This window comes from Myxococcus sp. MH1 (genome assembly GCF_059738865.1).
The window spans coordinates 4100400-4120160 of sequence record NZ_AP026947.1 but is presented as its reverse complement, the minus strand read 5'-3'; the positions used below and the strand labels follow the sequence as shown (position 1 = coordinate 4120160).

15 protein-coding genes are annotated in these 19761 nt (G+C 70.7%); 2 read left to right on the top strand and 13 right to left on the bottom strand.

The window, feature by feature from the left end:
• Positions 1 to 2: 2 nt before the first annotated feature.
• From AC6JA9_RS16480 to AC6JA9_RS16465, 4 genes are all read right to left on the bottom strand, one after another.
• Positions 3 to 932: an OmpA family protein gene (locus tag AC6JA9_RS16480; protein ID WP_497960091.1), complete on the bottom strand. Its 930-nt coding sequence runs from the start codon at positions 930 to 932 to the stop codon at positions 3 to 5.
• A 117-nt stretch (positions 933 to 1049) separates the two neighbouring features.
• Positions 1050 to 2735: a TldD/PmbA family protein gene (locus AC6JA9_RS16475; RefSeq protein WP_267696712.1), complete on the bottom strand. Its 1686-nt coding sequence runs from the start codon at positions 2733 to 2735 to the stop codon at positions 1050 to 1052.
• 174 nt (positions 2736 to 2909) lie between these two features.
• Complete coding sequence (locus tag AC6JA9_RS16470) at positions 2910 to 4229, bottom strand: nucleotide sugar dehydrogenase (RefSeq protein WP_305070650.1); 1320 nt, start codon at positions 4227 to 4229, stop codon at positions 2910 to 2912.
• A 67-nt stretch (positions 4230 to 4296) separates the two neighbouring features.
• The gene (locus AC6JA9_RS16465; RefSeq protein WP_497960090.1) at positions 4297 to 6372 is read right to left on the bottom strand and encodes an alginate lyase family protein; all 2076 of its coding nucleotides are present in this window, start codon (positions 6370 to 6372) and stop codon (positions 4297 to 4299) included.
• A gap of 276 nt (positions 6373 to 6648) precedes the next feature.
• Between AC6JA9_RS16465 and AC6JA9_RS16460 the strand changes: the two genes are divergently transcribed.
• The gene (locus AC6JA9_RS16460) at positions 6649 to 7587 is read left to right on the top strand and encodes a histidine kinase dimerization/phospho-acceptor domain-containing protein (protein ID WP_497960089.1); all 939 of its coding nucleotides are present in this window, start codon (positions 6649 to 6651) and stop codon (positions 7585 to 7587) included.
• 195 nt (positions 7588 to 7782) lie between these two features.
• Here the strand turns inward: AC6JA9_RS16460 and AC6JA9_RS16455 are convergent, their stop codons facing one another.
• Genes AC6JA9_RS16455 through AC6JA9_RS16430 form a run of 6 tightly spaced genes read right to left on the bottom strand, consistent with a single transcriptional unit; the run spans position 7783 to position 14956 of the window.
• Positions 7783 to 10329, bottom strand: a complete 2547-nt coding sequence (locus tag AC6JA9_RS16455) for a hybrid sensor histidine kinase/response regulator (RefSeq protein WP_483577637.1) — start codon at positions 10327 to 10329, stop codon at positions 7783 to 7785.
• A 9-nt stretch (positions 10330 to 10338) separates the two neighbouring features.
• The gene (locus AC6JA9_RS16450; protein WP_141323265.1) at positions 10339 to 10899 is read right to left on the bottom strand and encodes a chemotaxis protein CheW; all 561 of its coding nucleotides are present in this window, start codon (positions 10897 to 10899) and stop codon (positions 10339 to 10341) included.
• 7 nt (positions 10900 to 10906) lie between these two features.
• Positions 10907 to 11314 carry a response regulator gene (locus AC6JA9_RS16445; protein WP_141323264.1) on the bottom strand — a complete coding sequence of 136 codons (408 nt, stop codon included), beginning with the start codon at positions 11312 to 11314 and terminating at the stop codon, positions 10907 to 10909.
• Positions 11311 to 12915, bottom strand: coding sequence for a methyl-accepting chemotaxis protein (locus tag AC6JA9_RS16440; protein WP_370640331.1), 1605 nt, complete (start codon positions 12913 to 12915; stop codon positions 11311 to 11313). The genes AC6JA9_RS16445 and AC6JA9_RS16440 overlap by 4 nt, the downstream gene beginning before the upstream one ends.
• A 29-nt stretch (positions 12916 to 12944) precedes the next feature.
• The gene (locus tag AC6JA9_RS16435; RefSeq protein WP_223746788.1) at positions 12945 to 14396 is read right to left on the bottom strand and encodes a CheR family methyltransferase; all 1452 of its coding nucleotides are present in this window, start codon (positions 14394 to 14396) and stop codon (positions 12945 to 12947) included.
• Positions 14393 to 14956, bottom strand: coding sequence for a chemotaxis protein CheW (locus AC6JA9_RS16430; RefSeq protein WP_074957366.1), 564 nt, complete (start codon positions 14954 to 14956; stop codon positions 14393 to 14395). Before AC6JA9_RS16430 ends, AC6JA9_RS16435 begins: the two co-directional genes overlap by 4 nt.
• A 246-nt stretch (positions 14957 to 15202) precedes the next feature.
• Here AC6JA9_RS16430 and AC6JA9_RS16425 point away from each other — a divergent pair, with 246 nt between their 5' ends.
• Positions 15203 to 17245 (top strand): protein kinase domain-containing protein, encoded by a 2043-nt coding sequence (locus AC6JA9_RS16425; protein WP_408890829.1) that lies wholly within the window; start codon positions 15203 to 15205, stop codon positions 17243 to 17245.
• Between the two features lie 74 nt (positions 17246 to 17319).
• Here the strand turns inward: AC6JA9_RS16425 and AC6JA9_RS16420 are convergent, their stop codons facing one another.
• From AC6JA9_RS16420 to AC6JA9_RS16410, 3 genes are read right to left on the bottom strand one after another with little or no spacing between them, the layout of a single operon-like run.
• A complete protein-coding gene (locus AC6JA9_RS16420; RefSeq protein WP_497960086.1) occupies positions 17320 to 18225 on the bottom strand; it encodes a myxosortase-dependent metalloprotease, MXAN_2677/MXAN_2678 family in 906 nt (301 codons plus the stop codon).
• Positions 18222 to 19121: a myxosortase-dependent metalloprotease, MXAN_2677/MXAN_2678 family gene (locus AC6JA9_RS16415; protein ID WP_223782995.1), complete on the bottom strand. Its 900-nt coding sequence runs from the start codon at positions 19119 to 19121 to the stop codon at positions 18222 to 18224. The genes AC6JA9_RS16420 and AC6JA9_RS16415 overlap by 4 nt, the downstream gene beginning before the upstream one ends.
• Positions 19118 to 19684, bottom strand: a complete 567-nt coding sequence (locus tag AC6JA9_RS16410; protein WP_408890831.1) for a hypothetical protein — start codon at positions 19682 to 19684, stop codon at positions 19118 to 19120. Before AC6JA9_RS16410 ends, AC6JA9_RS16415 begins: the two co-directional genes overlap by 4 nt.
• Between the last annotated feature and the right edge of the window lie 77 nt (positions 19685 to 19761).

Here is a 19761-nt window from a genome sequence, read left to right as displayed (position 1 = left end):
CGTCAGGGCGGCGACGACTCCACGAGCAGCTCCACCCGGCGGCTGCGCGCCATGCACCCCGGGGTGCCGTCATTGCACGGAGGCAGGTCCGCGCCCTGGGTCTCCAGGACGAGCCGCGCGCCCTCGATGCCGAGCGCCTGGAGCTTCGCGGCCACGGACTGCGCGCGGCCCAGGCCCAGCGAGGCGTTGACGGACTCGGGACCGAGGATGTCCGCGTGTCCGCGCAGCCGGACGCGCAGCCGCGGCCCCCGGTGGAGACACTCCGCCGCGCGCAGCAGCGAGGCCTCGCCCTCCGCCGAGAGCCGGGTGTCGAAGAAGGCGAAGAAGACGGGCTCGAGCTCGCACGTGACGGGCGGCCCGACGGGCTCCGAGATGGACGCGGTGGCGGGACGCTCGGGCGAGAGTCGACGCGCCTCCGCGAGCACCTCGTCGACGACGCGCGCGGCCACCTCGTCGGGGAGCGGCGTGTTCACCACGGGGCCGTACTCGATTCCGACGATGGCCTCCTGCGGCTGGCCCAGGAGCATGAAGGCCGGGCGCTGCTGCCACTGCACGGTGACTCCGTCGCGCTCGTAGGCCGTCGAGGTGACTCGCACCGTGTCCCCGGGACGCGCGTCGATGGTGACCCGGCCGCGCATCACGAAGCGGTACGCATCCACGTACGAGAAGACCGACGAGCGCCCCTCGTACACCACCGACACGTCGAGCCAGCGCAGCCCGAGCGGCAGCGCGTGACGAGGACCCGCGGCCCCCGTGGACGGCAAGGTCCGCCCATCCAGCGTGTAGTCCACGGAGACGAGCTCCCAGAATCCCTCCTGGCTGAGCCGATCATCGTGCGCCAGTTCCAGCCACGCATCGCCCGTCGCCACGGGCTCGGCCCCCGCGCTCCCCGATACGAGGCTGGCGAGCAGGAGGAGACACGTCGCGAGCACGCGAGCCCCTGAGCCCGGGTCCTCGAGATACCGGGCCCGTGACACCGGACTTCGCCTCTCGCGCAGCGGATTGCCCACGACGTGCCCCCCTTCTGGACCCTCGAACCGGAGCGTGCCTCAGGGTTTCTGGACAGGCGGCGGAGCCTGCTGCGCCGCGGGGCTCGGGAGGAGGGGCGGACGGTCCTTGCCCTCCACCGCGCGCTGCAGCTCGATCTCCTGCAGCAGCGCCGCCGGCGCCACCGTGGACACCGGCACGTTCCCGCTCTCCGCGCCGCAGAAGCCGTTGAAGATGCCGCGCTTCTGCCCCGTGGCGATGATGCGGTTCACCGCGGACAGCGGCGTGCCGACGATCTCCACGCCACGCACCAGCGTCTCCTTCCCTGTCTTCACGTCCACCCGGTACACCATGCGCGGCACGCCCTTGAAGGCCTGGTAGCCATAGCTGGACGTGTTCGTGTTGCCACCGGTGATGTCGCGGATGATGAGGCCGTACGGCTTGCCCTGCTTCTTCGCCTCGTCGATGAGCATCTGCTTGAGCTTCTCGTCGCTCACCTGACGCGTGCTCTCCACCATGAGGTTCGCCATGCGCGCCACCGGCTTGAGCGTGCCCTGGCTGCGACCGTGCCCGTTCGACCGCAGGAAGCCCTCCACCGGCCGGCGTCCCAGCAGGTAGTTGCGCAGCACGCCCTTCTCCACCAGCGTCACCCGCTGCCCCTTCACGCCCTCCTCGTCGTAGAGGTAGTAGCCGTTGAGCGGCTCCCCCGCGAGCGAGCGCTGCGAAGGGTCATCATGGATGGACAGGAATGAGGGCAGCACCAGCTTGCCCACCTGCCCCTTGAAGGTCTTCCCCTCGTTGTCGCCGTCCTGCCGGTCTCCCTCCAGCCGGTGGCCCACCGTCTCGTGGAAGAGCACGCCGGAGGCCTCGGGCGCGAGGATGGCGGGGCCCGTGTACGGGTCGATGGCCGGCGCCTGTCGCAGCGCCAGCAGCTCCTCGATGACCTTCGCCGCGGACTGACGGATGCGCTCGTCGTCCGGCAGCCCCGCCTCCGTGGGCGCGTAGAAGTCCCGCGAGTCATCCAGCAGCTGTCCGTCCGGCGCCCGCGTCACCGCGGAGACGTGGAGCCCGTACAGCGTCTCCTCCGTCACCAGCCGCGTGCCCTCCGTGGACACGAACAGCCGCGTCACCTTGTCGGCGGTGATGCGCACCTCCGAGTCGAACAGCTCCGGATGCGCGTTGAACTGCGCGGACACCTCGCGCGCCACCTTCACCCAGCGCGCCCGGTCGAACGGACGGGCCACCGGCGGCTGGACGAAGGTGCTCGGCTTCTCCTTCGTGAAGGAGGCGGGCCGCTTCGGGTCCTCCACCGAGTACACGTCCTCGCCCTTCTTCTTCAGGAACTGGAAGAGCGCGGACTTGTACTTCTCGTCCGTGAGCAGCCACAGCGACGTGCGCAGCGCCAGGGGCGAGTCATCCAGCGGCCCCTCCTTGCGCGCCGTGTAGCTGGTGCCCTTGGTGGAGAAGGAGAACTCCAGCCCTTCCGCGACGGAGCTGTCGAAGGCGTAGTCGCCCACGCGGGCGTCGACGTACAGCCGCCGCTCCCGGTAGCCGTCGTCCATGAAGATGGCGCCAAAGCGCGCGGCCACGACCTCCTGCTCGTAGTCCTTGAGCTGGTAGCTCATGAAGTACGGTGGCTCGTGGCTCTGCAGCTTGAGCTGTTGTTGGTTGCGCGAAAGCTCGCTCGACATGGCGTCGAGGAGCACCTGGCGCGAGTCGGTCTGCGCGGGTGCCGCCGCCAGCAACATGGCCGAGGCCACCAGCAGGGGGAGAACGGGTCGGGTGAGGGCTGTCACGCCCCCCACTGTACCCAAACCACCCCGCAAGACGAGCAGGTCCGCTGACTCCAGGTGCCCCTCCCGACACCTGGAGTCGCGAACCCCTGCCCGGAGGGTCGACTTCCGGGCCCAGGCTCGTCTGCCTTACGCCTTCGTCACCTTCTCGCGGCCCTGGGGCACGCCCTTGGTGGCGTTGCGCGTGTCAATCACACACGTCGCGTTGGCCACCACGGCGGCGTAGTCGATGTTGGTGTGGTCCGTGAGGATGAGGACCGCGTCGTACTCGCCGAGCTTCTCCGGCTCGAGCGGGACGGACTTCATCTCCATGTTGAAGCCGTGGCCCTTGTGCAGCTCCGGCACGTACGGGTCGTGGTAGCTGAGCTCCGCGCCCTTCTCCGCCAGCAGCGTCATGATGCGCAGGGACGGACTCTCGCGCATGTCGTCGATGTCCTTCTTGTACGCCGCGCCCAGGCACAGCACCTTCGCGCCGTTGAGCGTCTTCTTCGCCTTGTTGAGCGCCTCCATGGTGCGCTGCACCACGTAGTACGGCATCTGCCAGTTCACCTCGCCGGCCAGCTCGATGAACTTGGTGTGGAACTCGTACTCGCGCGCCTTCCACGTCAGGTAGAACGGGTCGATGGGGATGCAGTGACCGCCCAGACCCGGGCCCGGGTAGAACGGCTGGAAGCCGAAGGGCTTGGTGCTCGCGGCCTGGATGACCTCCCACACGTCCACGTTCATGCGGTCGCAGAGCATCTTCATCTCGTTGACCATGGCGATGTTGACGCAGCGGTAGATGTTCTCCAGCAGCTTGGCGAGCTCCGCCACGCGCGTGGAGGACACCGGCACCACTTCCTTCAGCGCGCTGCCGTACAGCGCCGCCGCGACCTCGGAGCACTCGGGCGAGTAGCCGCCGACGATCTTCGGAATCGTCTTGGTGTTGAAGCTCTTGTTGCCCGGGTCCTCGCGCTCGGGGCTGAAGGCCAGGTGGAAGTCCACGCCCGCCTTGAGGCCGTTCTTCTCCAGGATCGGCTTGAGCACCTCCTCGGTGGTGCCCGGGTACGTGGTGGACTCCAGGATGAAGAGCTGACCGCGGCGTACGTGTGGCGCGAGCGACTCACCCGTCTGGATGATGTAGCTCATGTCCGGCTCACGCGAGGCCGTCAGCGGCGTGGGCACGCAGATGATGACGCAGTCCAGCTCCTTGGACCGGGAGAAGTCCCCGGTGGCCTTCAGCTTGCCCGCCTTCGTCAGCTCCGCCAGCGGCGCGCTGGGGATGTGCTTGATGTAGCTCTCGCCCTTCTCGATCTTGTCGAGCTTGCGCTTGTCGACATCGAGCCCCACGACCGGGAAGCCGGCCTCGGCGAACGCCATGCCCAGGGGAAGACCCACGTACCCCAGCCCCACCACACCGACCTTCGCCTCCCGCCGACGAATCCGCTCCAGCAGCGGGCTGCCCACCATCACCCTCATCGTCCTCACCTCTCCTGATGCGACGTGCCGCTGAGCGGTCACGCCCCGACCCGAACACTCACCTGAAGACAACCACCCACTTCAAACTCGACGGAGGCTTCACCTGCCCCCGGAACTCCACCGTCACCGCGGGCACCACCCGCCCATAACCAGGCGAATAGCGCGAGGGCACCACCTGCGACTCCAGGCCCTCTTCCAGCAGAATCCATGCGAGCGGCGCCCCCTCCGGGCCCAGCTCCACCGCGACGGGCGAGAACACCAGCGGCTCCTCCGCCGCGCGCTGCGCCCGCGCGAGCACCTGCGCGTCCGGCGTCACCCGCCGGGCCTGCTCATCGGGAAGATGAAAGCGTCCAATGACCTCGTGAGACCCGGTGCCGATGAAGGAGTCCCGCCCCGCCAGTGAGCGCTCGCGCCGGTCCAACCGGAACGTGCGCTCGATGCCGACCGGTGCCGGCAGCAGGCGGTAACCATCATGGCGGACCCGCAATCTGTCCACGCTGGTGCCAGGAAGGAAGGCCACCACGCGCGCTTTGGCTTCCTCGGGCAGCGCGAACAGCCGGGCCTTGTCCAACGTGGCCTGCTCCGCGCCATCCACCTGCACGGTGTTGTGCGCGGCGGTGCCACGGAACACGTTGCGCATCGCCGGGTCGCGCGTGTACGAGCCCGTGCCCGGGTCGACGATGACGGGACGGCCGCCCAGGTGCAGCTCGAAGGAGAGCTTGTCGTTGTGGCTGTGGCCGCCCACCCCGCGCTGGCCCTGCTTGCCCGCGCTCACGGTGACGACGGCGCCCGCGCCGCGCAGCACGTGGAAGCCGCCCTCCGGGAAGCTGATGGACTGCGGCGCCGCGCCGGGTGACAGGCGCTGGTAGCGCTCCAGGCCCACGTGCCCGAGCAGCCACGCGGCCTCGTCCGGGAGCTCGCCGCCCGCCAGGGCCGCGTCTCCGAAGAGCGCCGCGCCCAGGCCCACCAGGTAGCCCTGCTCCATGTCGCCGCGGTCTCGCAGCGGGAAGACGCGGCCGGAGTCGTTGTCGCCAATCTGCGGCGCCAGGCCCGTCTCGGAGGACCACGCGCGCACCGCGTGGAACATGCGCTTGAGCCGCGTCTCGTAGGCCGTGCCCAGCGCCACGCCCGCGCCCCGCGCCACCAGCAGCGCCAGGGTGAACAGCTCCACCGAGAGACGGTGGTAGGGAATGGAGCCCTCGAAGGAGGTGCCCTCGACGTGGACCTGCGCGGACATCTGCTCGCACAGGCCGGCCACCGCCAGCGCCACCTGGCGCGAGGCACCGGGCAGCTCCGGGAACAGCAGGCCGACGACGAGCAGGCCCACGTGGTTGGAGACCAGGTGGTTGTTGGGCACCGCGCCCCGGTCCTCGAGGTGGGCCTCCACCCAGGACATGTGGTCCGCGAGCGAGCCGAGCAGCGGCACCAGGAACTCCGCGCGGCGCACCTCGGGCGCGTCGGCGAACATGGCCAGGGCCTGCGCCAGGTTGGCTCCGCGCAGCGCCACCTCCATGGCACAGGACCACTGCACGCCCTGCCCCACGGGATTGGCCTGGAGGAAGTCGAGCACCTGCATCACGAAGGCGGAGGCCAGCCGCGAGCGCTCACGGCGAGAGGTCTCCACCCAGTAGCCCTGCGCCAGCGCGATGACGCTGTCGAGCCGCCCCATCACCCAGGGGTACTTCGGGTCATTCCCCTTCGACAGGAGCGGCATCCGCTCCACCGGCGCCAGCGGATAGCGGTGGCCGCTGAGCACGTCGAGCGACCAGTCCACCGGCTTGCCCTCGCCGAAGACGACGCGCGTGCCGAAGACGTCCCACTCCTGACGGAGCGCGGCCTGGGCCCGGGCGATGGCGCGCTCACGCGCGCCTGGAATCGTGGAGAGCGCGGCGAGCACGGACTCGCGCTGGGACACCTCGCACCATGCGCGCGAGGTGCGGCTGTTGAGCGCCTTCTGGGCCAGCTCCTCCGCGCGAGTCACGCCGAACGCGCTCAACAGCCGCACCTCATCGGTGCGCTCACGCCGTCGGTATCGTGCCTGCCGTGCCACGCCCTGCACACGCCGCACGGCGCTGAGGGCCAAGGCCCCCGGAGCCAGTCTGGCGATTGCCGCGTAGTAGTCGAGAGTCCCCATCAGTCCCTTCCGCCGCCCGTCGCAGAGGCCGTTAGCAAGGGTCCGGCCAAGGGGGCTCTCCGAGGAGTTGAGCGGGTTTGGGCGATCATCCCGCCCCGCGGGACGGTAAAAAGTCGGGAGGTCGCCGAGGAGCATGGGTAAAGGATTGCCGGGTGTCGGCGCCTTGTTTGCCCACCCTGGGCAGTGTTGCGCCCTGGAGGTGCCGTGCCCATACCTCTGCGCGTGCAAGTGGGTGCTCGGAGTGGGCGGAGCGTCGACCCGGATGTCGACGCGGGGGTGGAACAGGCGCTCGTGGCGGTGGCCGAGCGGGCCCTGTGCCGTGGTGCCCACGCGGGCATGGAGTTGTTGCTGCGCGAGACGCTCCGATTGACGGGGGCCTCCGGCGCGGCGCTCTTCGATGGACGCGTCTGCGTGGCGCGCGCGGGCACGGGCATTCCGCTTCCCATGTCCGGTGGTGGACGGATGCTCAAGGTCTGGCCCGAGCGCGCGGACGGCGCAGTGCTCGAACGGCTGTCCGCCTTCGGGAGCGCGCTGCTCGCGGCGCGTGCGCGGGAGTCGGCCGCGAACGCACGTCATACGAAGCTGCTGGCCCAGCGCAGGGAGCTGGAGCGCGAGGTGGCCCGGTGGGAGCAGCGCCGCTCACACGCCGCCCATGACCTCAGGACCCCCTTGATGGTCATCAAGGGCTATCTGGACATGATGATGAAGGGCATCGCCGGGCCGATGAACGCGACGGTGCAGCGCTACCTGGACCGGATGATGCGCGCGGCGCAGGACCAGCGGGTGCTCATCGACCATCGACTGGGACGCGGAGCAGTCACGGACCTGCGGCCCTTCTTGCACACGGCCTTCGGTCCCGCGTCGCGACACGCGCAACGGTGCACGGTGACGATGGCGCTGCCGGAGCGTCCCCTGCTGGTGAAGGGAGCCCGCATCGAGGTGGAGACCTGGATGCGGGCGATGGCGCGCGGGCTCGCGTCGACGCGCGCCACCGCGATGGACCTCCAGGTCGAGGCGTTCGAGCCGACGAGCAGCTGGCGGGTGCTCGCGATGACTCGGGGCGGAGAGACTCCCTCGGCCAAGGCCCTCACACGGATGAGGGAGCTGACGCGCCGGCTCGGAGGAACCCTGGAGGTGCCGACCGACGAGGAGCCGCGCTGGGTCGCGCGACTTCCGGCGGAGCTCGGACCTCCCGGCGCCGCCGTCACGGGCTGAGCGATTCGCGGGCCCGCCCGCTCCCAGCATCGCGCCTCCACCCGACCATCTCGCGAGTCGCGCGTCGGGCCTGCCTGGAACGGCCGGGCGCGACGCCCCGGCCGCTGCTCGGCATGAGCGCCTTTCCATTCCGACGCGGGGCTCACCGCCACGGGTCGGGACAGGGCACCGAAGCCGATTCCGCGACTCGAGCCGCTACGCCGCGTTCGCGGGCAGGAGCTGTCGCACCAGCTCCAGCAGCCTGCCGCGCTCCACCTCGCGCTTGACGAGGTAGCCATCCGCGCCCGCCTCGAGTCCCGCGGCGCGGTCCTCGGGGCTGTCGAGCGAGGTGACGAGGATGATGGGCGTGGAGTGCAGCGTCGGGTGTGACTTGATGCGCCGCGCGAGCCCGACACCATCCAGCCGAGGCATCTGCCAATCGCTCACCACGAGCTGGCACGACGTGCGCTCCAGGATGCCCCAGGCCTCCTCGCCGTCCGCCGCCGTCACCACCGGGAAGCCGGCGATCTCCAGCAACGACTTCATCGCGAAGCGCGTCGTGAGCGCGTCGTCGCACACGAGGATGCGCGGACGACGCGACTCCGTCGCCATCGAGCGCGTCTCCGGCCTCGCCGCGCGCACGAGCTCCGGCGCGTTGAGCACCGGCACCACGCGTCCGTCATCCAGCACCGCCGCGCCAGCCAGATGCCGCACGCTCTGCAGATGCTTGCCCAGCGAGCGCACGACAATCTCCTGCTGCCCCACCACCTCGTCGATGGCGTACAGCACCTTGTCCCCACCCACGACGACCAGCGCCGCCGTCTGCACGCGGCCCGACTCGATGGCGAGCGGCAGCCGGGGCAGCCCGATGGCCTCCGCCAGCGGGAGGAACGTGAGCTGCGAGCCGTCCACACGCGCCACCACCCGCCCAGCCACCGTGCCCACGTCGTCCGGCGTGAGGCGCATCACGCGCTCCACGCTGTCGGACGGAATCGCGGACACCGTCGTGCCCGTGCGCACCAGCAGCCCCAGCGCCGCGGCCAGCGTCAGCGGCAGGTCCACGGTGAAGCGCGTCCCCCGCCCCGCCCAGAACTCCACATCCACCGAACCCTGGAGCCGCGCCGCCGTGGCCTGCACCACGTCCAGCCCCACGCCCCGGCCCGACGTCGCCGTCACCTGCTCACGCGTGGAGAAGCCCGGCTGGAACACCAGCCGCGCGGCCTGCGCGTCGGACAGCTTCGCGGCCGCGTCCTCCGTCAACAGGCCCCGGCGCACGGCCGTGGCCCTCACGCGCTCGGGAGACAGCCCGTAACCATCGTCCTCCACCACCACGGCGATGCGCGCGCCCCGGGGCTCCACGCGCACCGTCAGCCGCCCCGTCTCGGACTTGCCCGCCTGGCGGCGCTCGTCCGGCGTCTCGAGCCCATGGTCGATGGCGTTGCGCACCAGGTGCAGCAGCGGGTCCTTGAGCGCATCCAGGATGCGCCGGTCCAACCGGACCTCGCCGCCCGCCAGCTCCAGCGCCACGTCCTTGTTCAGCCGCGCGGACACCTCGCGCACGGTGCGACGCAAGGGCTCCAGCAGCTGCGAGGCGGGCACCATGCGCAGGTCCCGCAGGTCATCGCGCGCCACCTGCGCCACCAGCGCGAGCTGCTCGCTGTCCCGGTGCGCCTCGCGCGACACCTCCAGCAAGCGCTTCTGCATGCTCCGCATCAACGTCACGCCCGAGCGCAGTGAATCCAGCGCCGCGCCACCGCCTCCCGCGAGCGTCAGCTCCGACGCGGCGCGCTCCAGTTGACGCAGCACCTCGTGCGTCCCATCCGACAACGCGCGGTAGCTCTCCGAGCGCCGCGCCTGCTGGGAGCGCCCCGCCACGAGCAGCTCCACCTGGAGCGCCAGCGAGTCCAGCGTCTTCACCGCCACGCGCACCGTGTGGTCCGTCGAGGCCCGAGCCTCCTGCTGCACGGGCGCCTGCTGCGCACCGGACGCGCCGTTCTCCACGGCCACCGGCGCCGCGCGCAACGTCTCCACCGCGCGCGCCACCGCTTGAGGCGGCCGCTCGTGCTCGAGCTGTCCGCGCAGGTCCACCAGCGTGCCCGCGACCTCGGAGGCCGCGAGACTCGCCGCGTCGCCTCCCGGCTCCATGCGCGCGAACCCCAGCGCGGCGGACTCGGACAGCGTGGCCAGCCGCGCGGAGCCGGCCTCCAGGGCCTGCACCTTCAGCCCGCGCGCCCGCTCCATCGCCTTGCGCACCACGGCCGCGCGGTCCGGCACGTCCGGCGAGCACAGCGCGCCGAGCGCGGCCTCCAGGAACTCCAGCGCCTCCAGCCCCTTCGCCGCGAGCCCGGACAGCACCGCGGCCGACTCGGGCAGCACCACGTCGCGGCCCAGCGACTTGAGCAGCCCGGCCAGGCCATCCACCTGGGGCGCCTGTCCCGCGTCGCCCCGGGCCATGGCGGCCTCGATGCCGGACAGGCCGCGCAGCATGGACTCCACCGCGTCGCGAGGAAGGCCGTCATCCGTGCGGATGTGGGTCAGCCCGTCCTCGATGGCGTGCACCACCTGCTCGATGTCGTCGAGCCCCAGGCTCGCCGCCGAGCCCTTGAGGCTGTGCACCAATCGCTTGAGCGAGGGCAGGAGGTCCGCCTCGCGCTCGTTCGAGGGGCCCTCCAACCCGAGCACCTTCGCTCCAATGGCTTGGATCTGCTCACGCGTCTCCGCGGAGAAGACCGGCCAGATGCTGCGCAAGAGCTGCGGATCCATGTCGCGCCCCTATTCCTGCGCCTGCCGTCCCGCGGCCGGGCCCCCGAGCTGCTCCAGCTCCAGCACCGTCAGCCGGTCCGGAGTCAGGTACAGGAAGGGTCCCGGCGGGGGCTGCGAAAGCTCCGACTTCGGCAACTCCTTACGCCCCTCCACCGTCTCCGCCGCCAGGCCGAAGCACTCCTCGTCCACCTCCACCACCACGATCTTGCCCAGGTCCGACATTCCGCCGCCCTCCAGCCCCAGCAGCTGGCGGAGGTCCAGCACTGGCACCACGCGCGAGCGGCTGGCCAGCGCGCCCAGCACGTGCCGCGGCGCCCCGGGCAGCGAGGAGATGCCACGCGCCTCGAGCACATGGTCCACGTGCTCGATTCGGACCGCGTAGCGCTCCCCGCCCACCTGGAAGGCGAGCACGGACAGCACCTCTTGATGCTCCTCGTGACGAGACTCGGCCAGGGCGCGCGCGCGCGCGCCGAGCACCTCGCGGCGCTTGTCCACGCTCACCCCGGTCGTCCCGAGCTGGGGCCTGGGCCCCGTGGAGTCCTTGCTCACCTTGACCTCGTCACCCGGCATGGGCTCGTCACTTCGTCGCGGGCAGCTTCAACATGTCACGCACCTTCGAGCGCAGGTCGTCCACCGACACCGGCTTGTTGAGGAAGGCGCTCGCCCCCACCAGTTGTCCCTTCTTGCGACTCGCGTCGTCCTTCAGGGAGGTGAGCAGCATGAAGGGCGTGTCATGCAGGTTGGAGTCGGCGCGCACCGCCGCGCACAGGGCGAAGCCGTCCATCTCCGGCATCTGCACGTCGGAGATGATGAGGTCCGGCCTGTACTCGCGCGCCTTGTTCAGCCCCACCGCTCCGTTGGGGGCGTCGACAAACTCCAGGCCCCAGCCCATCAGGTAGACCTGGAGCAGATTGGTGATGGTCTTCGTGTCCTCCACGATGAGGACCTTCAAGGACTTTCGTTCCGTCGCCACATTCACATTCATAGCTGGTACCTACCCACCAGGTCCGAGAAGCGCTTCGAGAGATTGGTCAGGTTTCCAGCCACCTGTTCGATGCGTCGCGTCCCGATGACGGAGTCTCCCATGGCCGACGTCAGCTCGCCCATCGCCGCGGCGATCTGCTCCACGCCAATCGTCTGCTGCCGGGTATTGCCCGCGATCTGTCGCGCCGCACCGGACGATTCGCGAATGACTTCGGACAGTCCGAGGATGGCGTTGCCCGCGCCGCGCGCCAGCTCCATCGCCGCCTGCGCCCGGCGGCTGCCTTCTTCCGTGGCCGTGACGGCCGCGCGCGTTCCCTTCTGCACTTCGTTGAGAAGTCCGCGCACCTGCTCCGCGGCCAGCCGGGACTGCTCCGCCAGCGTGCGCATCTCCGTGGCCACCACCGCGAAGCCCCGCCCGTGCTCGCCCGCCTTCGCCGCCTCGATGGAGGCGTTGAGCGCCAGCAGGTTCGACTGCTCGGCCACGTCCTTCACCGTGCTGATGATGTCGCCAATCTGGAGCGTGCGCTCGTTCAAATCCGTGATGGAGAGCGCGATGGCCTTCACCTGCTCACCCAGCTTCTCCATGCCGGACACGCTCTCCGACACCACCTTCTGGCCTTCGGCGCTGAGCGTCTCCGACTTCTGCGTCTGGGAGATGACCGAGTCCGCGTAGGCCGTGGCCTGCTTGGATGTCTGGGCAATCTCCGCCACCGTGGTGCTCGTCTCGCTGATGGCGGACGCCTGCTGGTGCGCCATGGCGGACTGCTGCGAGGACGTCGTCAGCACACCCGCCGCCTCCTTCTCCATCTCCGCCGCCGCGCCCTTCAGGTCCTCGAGCAGGTGCGCGAGCCCCTCCGACATGGCCGCGAAGCTGCGCGACACCGCGCCAATCTCGTCGTTGGCCTCGGTGTCGAAGCGCTGGCGCAGGTTGCCCCCGGCGATTCCCGCCGCCGCGTGCGACAGTCGCTCCAGCGGCACGACGAGCAGCCCGGACAAGAACCACGACGCCACCAGGCACGCGGCCAGGATGAAGACGCCGAGCACCAACGTGAAGCGCGTGGTGCCTCGCAGCGCGTTGGTGAGCGCCTCCTCGTGGAGCGCCACCTGCACGGTGCCCACCCGGCGCGAGGCGCCTGCCTGCGGCGCCACCACGGGGGTGGAGGACTCCACCACCGCCTCGTCGTTGATGACCAGCCGGCGCTCCACCGCGGTGTCTCCCTCGGCGGACGGCTGATCCGCGCCCGCGAAGCGCTCCGCGGCGACCTCCGCGAGCAGCTCACCCTTCGCGTCGCGGACCAGCACGTAGGCCACGTCCGGGACATGGCGCAGGACACCGTGCGCCGTGGACTGCAGGCGGCTGGCGTCCGGGCTGGCCGACAGCATGGGCGTGAGCGTCTTCGCCAGCTCCTCGCTCACCGCGTGCGAGCGCCGGGACAAGTCCTCCCGCTGCGCGTTGCTCATCTGCATCCAGAAGGCGAGCACGAGGATGCCCGCCACGAGCACGCCCGTCACGCCCGTGACGGCGACAATCTTGAAGCGCAGGCTGAGGCGGCCCATCGCGAGCAGCCCTGGCAGCGTCAGCTTCGTCTTCTCGAGGTCCACGTTGACTCCCACGGGCGAAAGCGCGCGCGCTAGCGCGCGCCCTGCCATCCAGCCTGAGTTCTGGGTACCAGGGCCTGTCGCAGGCCGCCGGCGGTCATCGTCTCCACCCCACGCAGCGGGTGTTCATCATCCAGCCCGTCGAGCGAGCGCAGCGCGTTCTGTCGCGCGCGCTCCGCGTCCTCGGGCCGGTCCATGCGTCCGTAGAGCGCCACGAGCGTCGCGTGACCGAGCGCCAACCGGGGCTCCAGGTACAGCGCCTTGCGCACCGCCTCCACCGCGCCGTTCAAGTCCCCGCGCCCCTCCGCCACCATGGCCAGCAGCAGGTACGCCTCCGGCACCAACGCCTTCGCCGCCTCGCGCGCGAGCGCCTCGGCCTCCTCGAAGCGGCCCGAGCGGGCCGCGTCCAGCGCGCGCTCCATGGGCCCCGTGGCGCTCCCGCTCGAAGCGGGCACGGCCTGCGGGCCCCGCGCCTCTCCCGCGCCCTGGGGTTTGTGCGGGCCTGTGGCGATGGCGGACAGGCTCACGACGGGCATCTCGGTCCCCGAGGGCGTGCGCGCCGGTTGGGTCGAGCCCCCCTCCCCCAGCGCCGAGGGACGCGCCGCGGCCCGCGCCGCCGTGCGAAGCAGCGCCTGGGCCGCGTCGCGCACGGCCCGGGGCGTGGGCGGCGCGGGCCGCGTCCAACCCGGAGGCGGCACCCTCAACGCCACGCTGCCCTCGGCATCCACCGTCTCCAGCCCCAGCCCGTTGGTGAGCGGCACCTCGGCGGGCGACACGAACAACAGCCCGCCCGGCGCGAGCACGGAGACGAAGTGCGTGAGCACCTGGCGCACCAGCTCGGGCGGGAAGTAGATGAGGACGTTGCGGCAGAAGATGGCGCTCGGCGCGCTCACGGGCGGCGGCTCGTTGGCCAGGTTGTGGCGGCGGAACTCCACCGAGCGGCGAACCTGCGCGACGACGGAGAGCTGATCGCCCTGCGGCTCCAGGTAGCGGCGCTCCAGCTCCGGCTCGATGTGCCGCAGCGACCACGGGCCGTAGAGCCCCGCGCGCGCGCGGTCCAGCGCCCGGTTGGACACATCCGTGGCGAGCACCCGGAAGCGGCCCTCGGGGACGCCCGCCGCGAGCAACGCCATGGCGATGCTGTACGGCTCCTCGCCCGTGGCGCAGCCCGCGCTCCACACCTGGAAGAACGGCCCCGCCGGCGGCACGGCCAGCCGCGCCAGCGTGCGCAGGTGCTCGGGGTGACGGAAGAAGTACGTCTCGCCGATGACGGCGTGCTCGATGAAGGTCTCCACCGCCTGCGCGTCGCGGCGCAACAGCCCGCGCAGGAACGACGCGGGCGCAAGGCCCCGCGCCTCCGACGAGCGCGCGAGCGCCGTCTCCAACGTGCGGCGCAGGCTGTGCGCGAGCGTCAGGCCGCAGGCGGCCCGGAGGACCTCCTCCACCTGGATGAGCGTCGCGTCATCGAGGACGGCCTCGCTCACGCCCCCTCCGACCCCACCAACACCGCCGAGACGCGCAGCAACGGCCGCACCCCTTCGGGCGTCCGGCACAGGCCCGCCATCAACCCCGTCCGGTCCCACGGCAAAGTCACCGTGCCATCGGGAGTGCCCTCCACCAACGTGGGCGCCTCCACCAGATCCCTGACGCGGTCCACCAGCACGGCCACCGGGCGCGCGCCCTTGCAGATGACCAGGTGCGCATCCAGCTCCGGCTGCCGCGTCACGCCCAGCAGCACCGCCAGGTCGACCGCGACGGCCGGGTTGCCTCGATAGATGAAGGTGCCCGCGACATGGGGCGGCGCCCCCGGCAGCGGCTCCAGTTCCACCAATCGCACCACCTCCTGCACGGCGTCCGCCGCGAGCAGCGCGCTGGTGCCCGCCGCGTCCAGGGTGAGGAAGAGCCCCGGCAGTCGCAGCTCTCCCGACAGGGAGATCAACTCCTGACGCAGCCGCGCCTGCTCGAGCTCCAGCGCACCCAGTCGCTCCTCGACGGAGGCCCGGCGCACCTGTGTGTCCACGGGGTTGTTGGGGGTGTCTGCCATGGGGACGGCCCCGCCCGCTTCAGCCCTGGCGCGCGGGTCGACTCACGCTAGTCCGGGCCAGGAATAACCGTCAATGCGGGGTCAAACTGACCGTCCCCCATACGACGCGGCGGATGTGTGTCCTCAGCCGCCTCGACAGGTCGGGTGTCCACCAGGCGGGGAGTGCGTCCGGAAGTGAAGATATGGTTTGATGCGGACCCGGCACACTCCTGGAGAATCCATGTTGCTTGTTGTCAGGGGGTACGAATGATCAAGGGCGACTCGCCGAACCCCGAGACGCCTGGCGCGCCGGGCGCGGATCCGCTCATCGGTCGCACCCTGAACGGCCGCTTCAGCATCCTGGAGCCCCTGGGTGTCGGAGGAATGGGCAAGGTCTACCGCGCCCTGCAGGCCCCCCTGGAGCGAGTGGTCGCGCTCAAGGTGCTCAACCCCAGCTTCCCCAGCAGCAGGGATCCAGGCTTCCAGAAGCGCTTCCTGCGCGAGGCGTCGCTGACGTCGAAGCTGCGCCATCCCAACACCGTCACCGTCATCGACTATGGCCAGACGGACGACGGCATCTTCTACATCGCCATGGAGTACCTGGACGGTCGCACGCTGGCCCAGGTGCTCGGGCAGGTGGGGCCGCTGTCCTGGTCGCGCTCGGTGGCCATCGCGCAGCAGATCTGCCGCTCGCTGCGCGAGGCGCACAGCCTGGGCATCGTCCACCGCGACCTGAAGCCCGCCAACATCATGCTGCTCAACGAGCAGGATCAGGACCTGGTGAAGGTCCTGGACTTCGGGCTCGTGAAGTCGGTGGCGGCGCCGCAGGAGGGGCAGATCTCCCCGGAGATCACCCAGAACGGCACGTTCCTCGGCTCGCCGCAGTACATGGCGCCCGAGCAGGCGCGCAACGCGACGGACGCGCGCAGCGACGTGTACTCGCTGGGCATCGTCCTCTTCCAGATGCTGATGGGCCGGCCGCCGTTCATCGCGCGCGACCACATCGAGCTCATCTTCGCCCACTACAAGGAAGCCCCGCCCACCTTCCAGCAGCTGCGTCCGGACCTCGCGATTCCGCCTGAGATCGAGGGCGTGGTGCGCCGCTGCCTGGAGAAGGATCCGGCGCGCCGCTTCCAGACGATGGACGAGATGCTGGAGGGCCTGCGCGAGGCGAGCATGTCCGCGGGCGGCAACAGCGGCATCTTCAAGCGCCCCGGCGGCGCGACGACGACGGGCCCCTACCCCTCTCCGCTGTTCTCCAGCGTCGGCAGCGCGTCCACCGAGTCGGGTGACACCCTCGCCGTGGACATCAGCGTCGAGGTGCCGGTGGCGGTGCAGCGCGCCCGGCAGCGCACGCTGCTCATGGGCGGGCTCGGCGGCGTGGTGGTGGCCGGCCTCATCGCGGGCGGAGCGGTGCTCTTCATGGGCAACAAGGAGACGCCCAAGCCCGCCGAGCCGACGCCCGCCGCCGTCGCGCAGGCGCCGGCGCAGGTGGCTCCCGCGGCGCAGGCGGCGCCCACGCCCGCGGGCAACCAGAAGGTCCGCTTCAAGCTGATGAGCCAGCCCAGCGGCGCGCGCGTGTTCTACCGGGGCAAGGAGCGCGGCGTGACGCCGTTCACCCTGGAGCTTCCGCCGGGCGAGGATGGCACCATCACCGTGGAGCTGACGTTCGCGCTCGAGGGCTACCAGATGGAGACCGTCGTCACGGGCGGCTCCGGTGACGTGGTGCTGTCGCAGAAGCTGCAGAAGCGCCGCGGCGGCCGGGGCGGCGGAGTGGAGGTGGCGACCGCCTCCTCGTCGTCCTCGGATGACGTCGACGTGCCCGAGCCCGTGGCCACGCCCGGGGGCATGTCCGCGCCGGTGATGCTCGCGCCCACGCAGGCGCCCGCGGAGCCGGCCGTTCCCCCCACGGCGGGCGCGGTGGGCGCGGCGGCGGCCACGCAGGCCAAGGGCGTGTCGGGCGGACTGACGGTGCCCGTGCTGCCCACGGCGGCGCTGGCCTCCGCGCGCGGCGACGTGCTGCCCTACAACGAGGACATGCCCCGGCCGGAGATGATCGACCAGAGCAAGGACCTCATCTACACGCGCGAGGCGATGGCGGCGAAGGCGGAGGGTGTGATGATCACCCGCTGCACCATCACCACCAAGGGCCGCGTGGAGAAGTGCCGCGTCATCAAGACGGTGCAGTACATGGAGAAGGCCGTGTTGGACTCGCTCCAGTCGCGCACCTACAAGCCCGTCATCTACCAGGGCCATCCGGTGAACGTGGACTACACCTTCAGCATGCGCCTGGTGGCTCCGCGCCGCTGAGGTCCGTCAGGCCCTTCGAGGACGTGAGCGCCGCCCCCGGCCTTCCGGCAAGGGCGGCGCTCCTATCTCGGGCCTCAGCCGCGCCGCCGCCGTGTACGCAGTAGCGCGAGCGCCGCCAGCCAGCCTCCGGCGACGACCGCGCCCGGCGCCGCGGCGCAGCCGGTGCCGCGCCCGTCTCCCAAGAGGGCCAGCCCCGTGTTCTTCATGATGCACTGATTGGGCGGCAGCCCCTTCGGGTAGATGGAGCAGAAGCCCTCGGCGGAGCCCGCGTCGATGATGCGCTTCTGCGTCTCACCGAGCGGCGCGGTGCGCTCCATCGTCGCGCCCGGATAGGGCACGTGGTCCAGCCCCACCACGTGGCCAATCTCGTGCGTCATGGTGTTCTGCAGATCCATGGCCACGCAGTCGACGGACTCGGAGCCCTCCACGCACGGCGGAGCGTCCACCGTGGTGAAGAGGTACCCCGCCGCGTTGACCTCGATGTCCGCGTCCCACACCCGCCCGCTCTCGACGCCGTGGGAGGAGATGGTGATGGCCAGCGTGCGCGAGTCCTCGTCCCAGCACGCGTACTTGTTGCCGCAGGTCATCTCCGTCCAGCACGCGTCGTCTTCAGGGGCGACGTCGAAGCAGTACGTCTCACGGAAGGTGATGATGTTGTAGTTGGACGCGGGGTCCTCCTTCATGTACCCCACCTCCACCTTCCCCTCCCAATCCCTGCCCCGGCGGAACGTGTAGTCGCTGCACGTCGCGGCCACGCGCCGCCACGACTCGAAGGAGGCCTCGATGGCGGCCACCTCCGTGTCGCCCGGCGTGCGCGCGCTGCCGGCGGCATCCAGGTGGTAGACGTACTCGGGGGCGGGCCAGACCAGACACATGCGGCCGTTCCCGTTCGCCGTGGTGCGGCGGTAGGGATACGTGTCCTGAGCCACGGCGGGCGCGCTGGCGACGAGCGTCAGCGCGAGCACCAGGGGCCTTCTCACGGGCGGCCCTCCGCCGCGCCGCGCCTGCGCCGACGCAGCCACGCCCACGCGAGCAGCGCCGGCCCCATCGACGTCGCGGTGGCGCCCGTCGCGGAGCAGCCCTTGTCGCCCACGGGGCCGCCCACCAGCGTGTCCATCGCCGGGTGGAAGTCGGACTGGCTGGGCTTGCCCTTCGGATAGACGTCGCAGACGAAGTCGCGCGAGCCCGGGTCGATTTCGCGCTTGGACACCTCGCCCGGCGGCGCGCTCGGGAACATGGTCGAGCCCGTCACGCGCGTGTGGTCCAACCCGATGAAGTGGCCAATCTCGTGCGTGGCGGTGTTCTGCACGTCGGTGGCGACGCAGTTGCTCTGCCCCTGCGCCGTGCACGGAGGCCCGTCCACCGCGGTGAAGAAGTACCGGCTCGCGTTGAAGGAGATGTCCGAGTCGTAGATGATGCCCGAGCGCTTGTCGTACGTGGTGAGGGTGATGGCGAGCGTGCCGTCGTCGTCATCCCAGCAGTCGTGCTGGTTCGCGCACGTCTCCTCTTTCCAGCAGGGGTCGGTCGACTGCACCAGCCCGCTGCAGTTCTGGGTGCGGAAGAGCACCACGTTGTGGTTCGTCTTGCCGCGCAGGTAGCCCACCTCCCGCGAGTCCACCAGCGGCCCCTCCCGCAGCGACAGGTTGCCGCAGGAGGTGAAGATGTCCTGCCAGCTCTGGAAGGAGGCGCGGATGGCCTGGAACTCGGTCTCCCCCGGCGTGACGGGGTTGCCGTCGCGGTTCAGGCTCCAGGTGACGAGCGGCACCGTCCAGTACAGCGCCTGGGTGGATGGGTCTCCCGCCGTCACCCGGCTGCGCACGTACGGGTCGAACTGACCGACGGCCATCAGCGTGAGCAGCGTGGCCACGGGCATCACGGCGTGGACCCCTTCTTCAGCGCGGCGCGCACGGTGGCCTTCAGCTCATCCAGCGTCCGGGGCTTCTGCGTGGCCGTCGTGGGCTTGCGCGTGACGGGGTCCAGGAGGAGCGCGTCGGAGTGCTCGGGGATGACCATGGCGGGCTTGCCGGCCTCGTCGCGGCGCACCTGGAACTTGCCCTGCGCCATGCCGGCGACGCGGAAGGCGGAGGCGCCGCGCTTGCGCAGGAAGACGACCACCTCCTCGTCCTTCTTGAAGGTCGCCAGGCCATGCACCGTCTGGCCGACGTCGCCCACCTCGCCTCCGGGCTGCGTGACTAGCACCGTGTTGCCCGGCTGGCCCTTGAGCGGGTCGGTCACCTGGACCTCGATGTCGGTGACGATGCGCCGACCATCCCCGCTCCAGCGGCTCTCCACGCGGCGCACGACGCCATGAACGACGGCATCCGCTTCCTGGGAGAGCTGCGTCACGTCCACGCGAAGCTGCGTGGTCGCGGACGCGGTCCATCCCCCCAGGAGCGCCACCGTCAACATTCCCAAGCGAAATCGCTGACGAATCGACATACGCGTTATCTCCCTCGGGGCGCACCATACCTCAGCGCGCCCATCCGCGTTGACCCCTCGACCGCCTCCCTGCTAAT

What these genes read in the sequence shown, in the direction of transcription:
- AC6JA9_RS16475 (WP_267696712.1), bottom strand. Translation starts at nt 2,735, where the DNA reads ATGTTGCTGGCGGCGGCACCCGCGCAGACCGACTCGCGCCAGGTGCTC.
- AC6JA9_RS16470 (WP_305070650.1), bottom strand. Translation starts at nt 4,229, where the DNA reads ATGGTGGGCAGCCCGCTGCTGGAGCGGATTCGTCGGCGGGAGGCGAAG.
- AC6JA9_RS16465 (WP_497960090.1), bottom strand. Translation starts at nt 6,372, where the DNA reads ATGGGGACTCTCGACTACTACGCGGCAATCGCCAGACTGGCTCCGGGG.
- AC6JA9_RS16455 (WP_483577637.1), bottom strand. Translation starts at nt 10,329, where the DNA reads ATGGATCCGCAGCTCTTGCGCAGCATCTGGCCGGTCTTCTCCGCGGAG.
- AC6JA9_RS16450 (WP_141323265.1), bottom strand. Translation starts at nt 10,899, where the DNA reads ATGCCGGGTGACGAGGTCAAGGTGAGCAAGGACTCCACGGGGCCCAGG.
- AC6JA9_RS16445 (WP_141323264.1), bottom strand. Translation starts at nt 11,314, where the DNA reads ATGAATGTGAATGTGGCGACGGAACGAAAGTCCTTGAAGGTCCTCATC.
- AC6JA9_RS16430 (WP_074957366.1), bottom strand. Translation starts at nt 14,956, where the DNA reads ATGGCAGACACCCCCAACAACCCCGTGGACACACAGGTGCGCCGGGCC.
- AC6JA9_RS16425 (WP_408890829.1), top strand. Translation starts at nt 15,203, where the DNA reads ATGATCAAGGGCGACTCGCCGAACCCCGAGACGCCTGGCGCGCCGGGC.
- AC6JA9_RS16410 (WP_408890831.1), bottom strand. Translation starts at nt 19,684, where the DNA reads ATGTCGATTCGTCAGCGATTTCGCTTGGGAATGTTGACGGTGGCGCTC.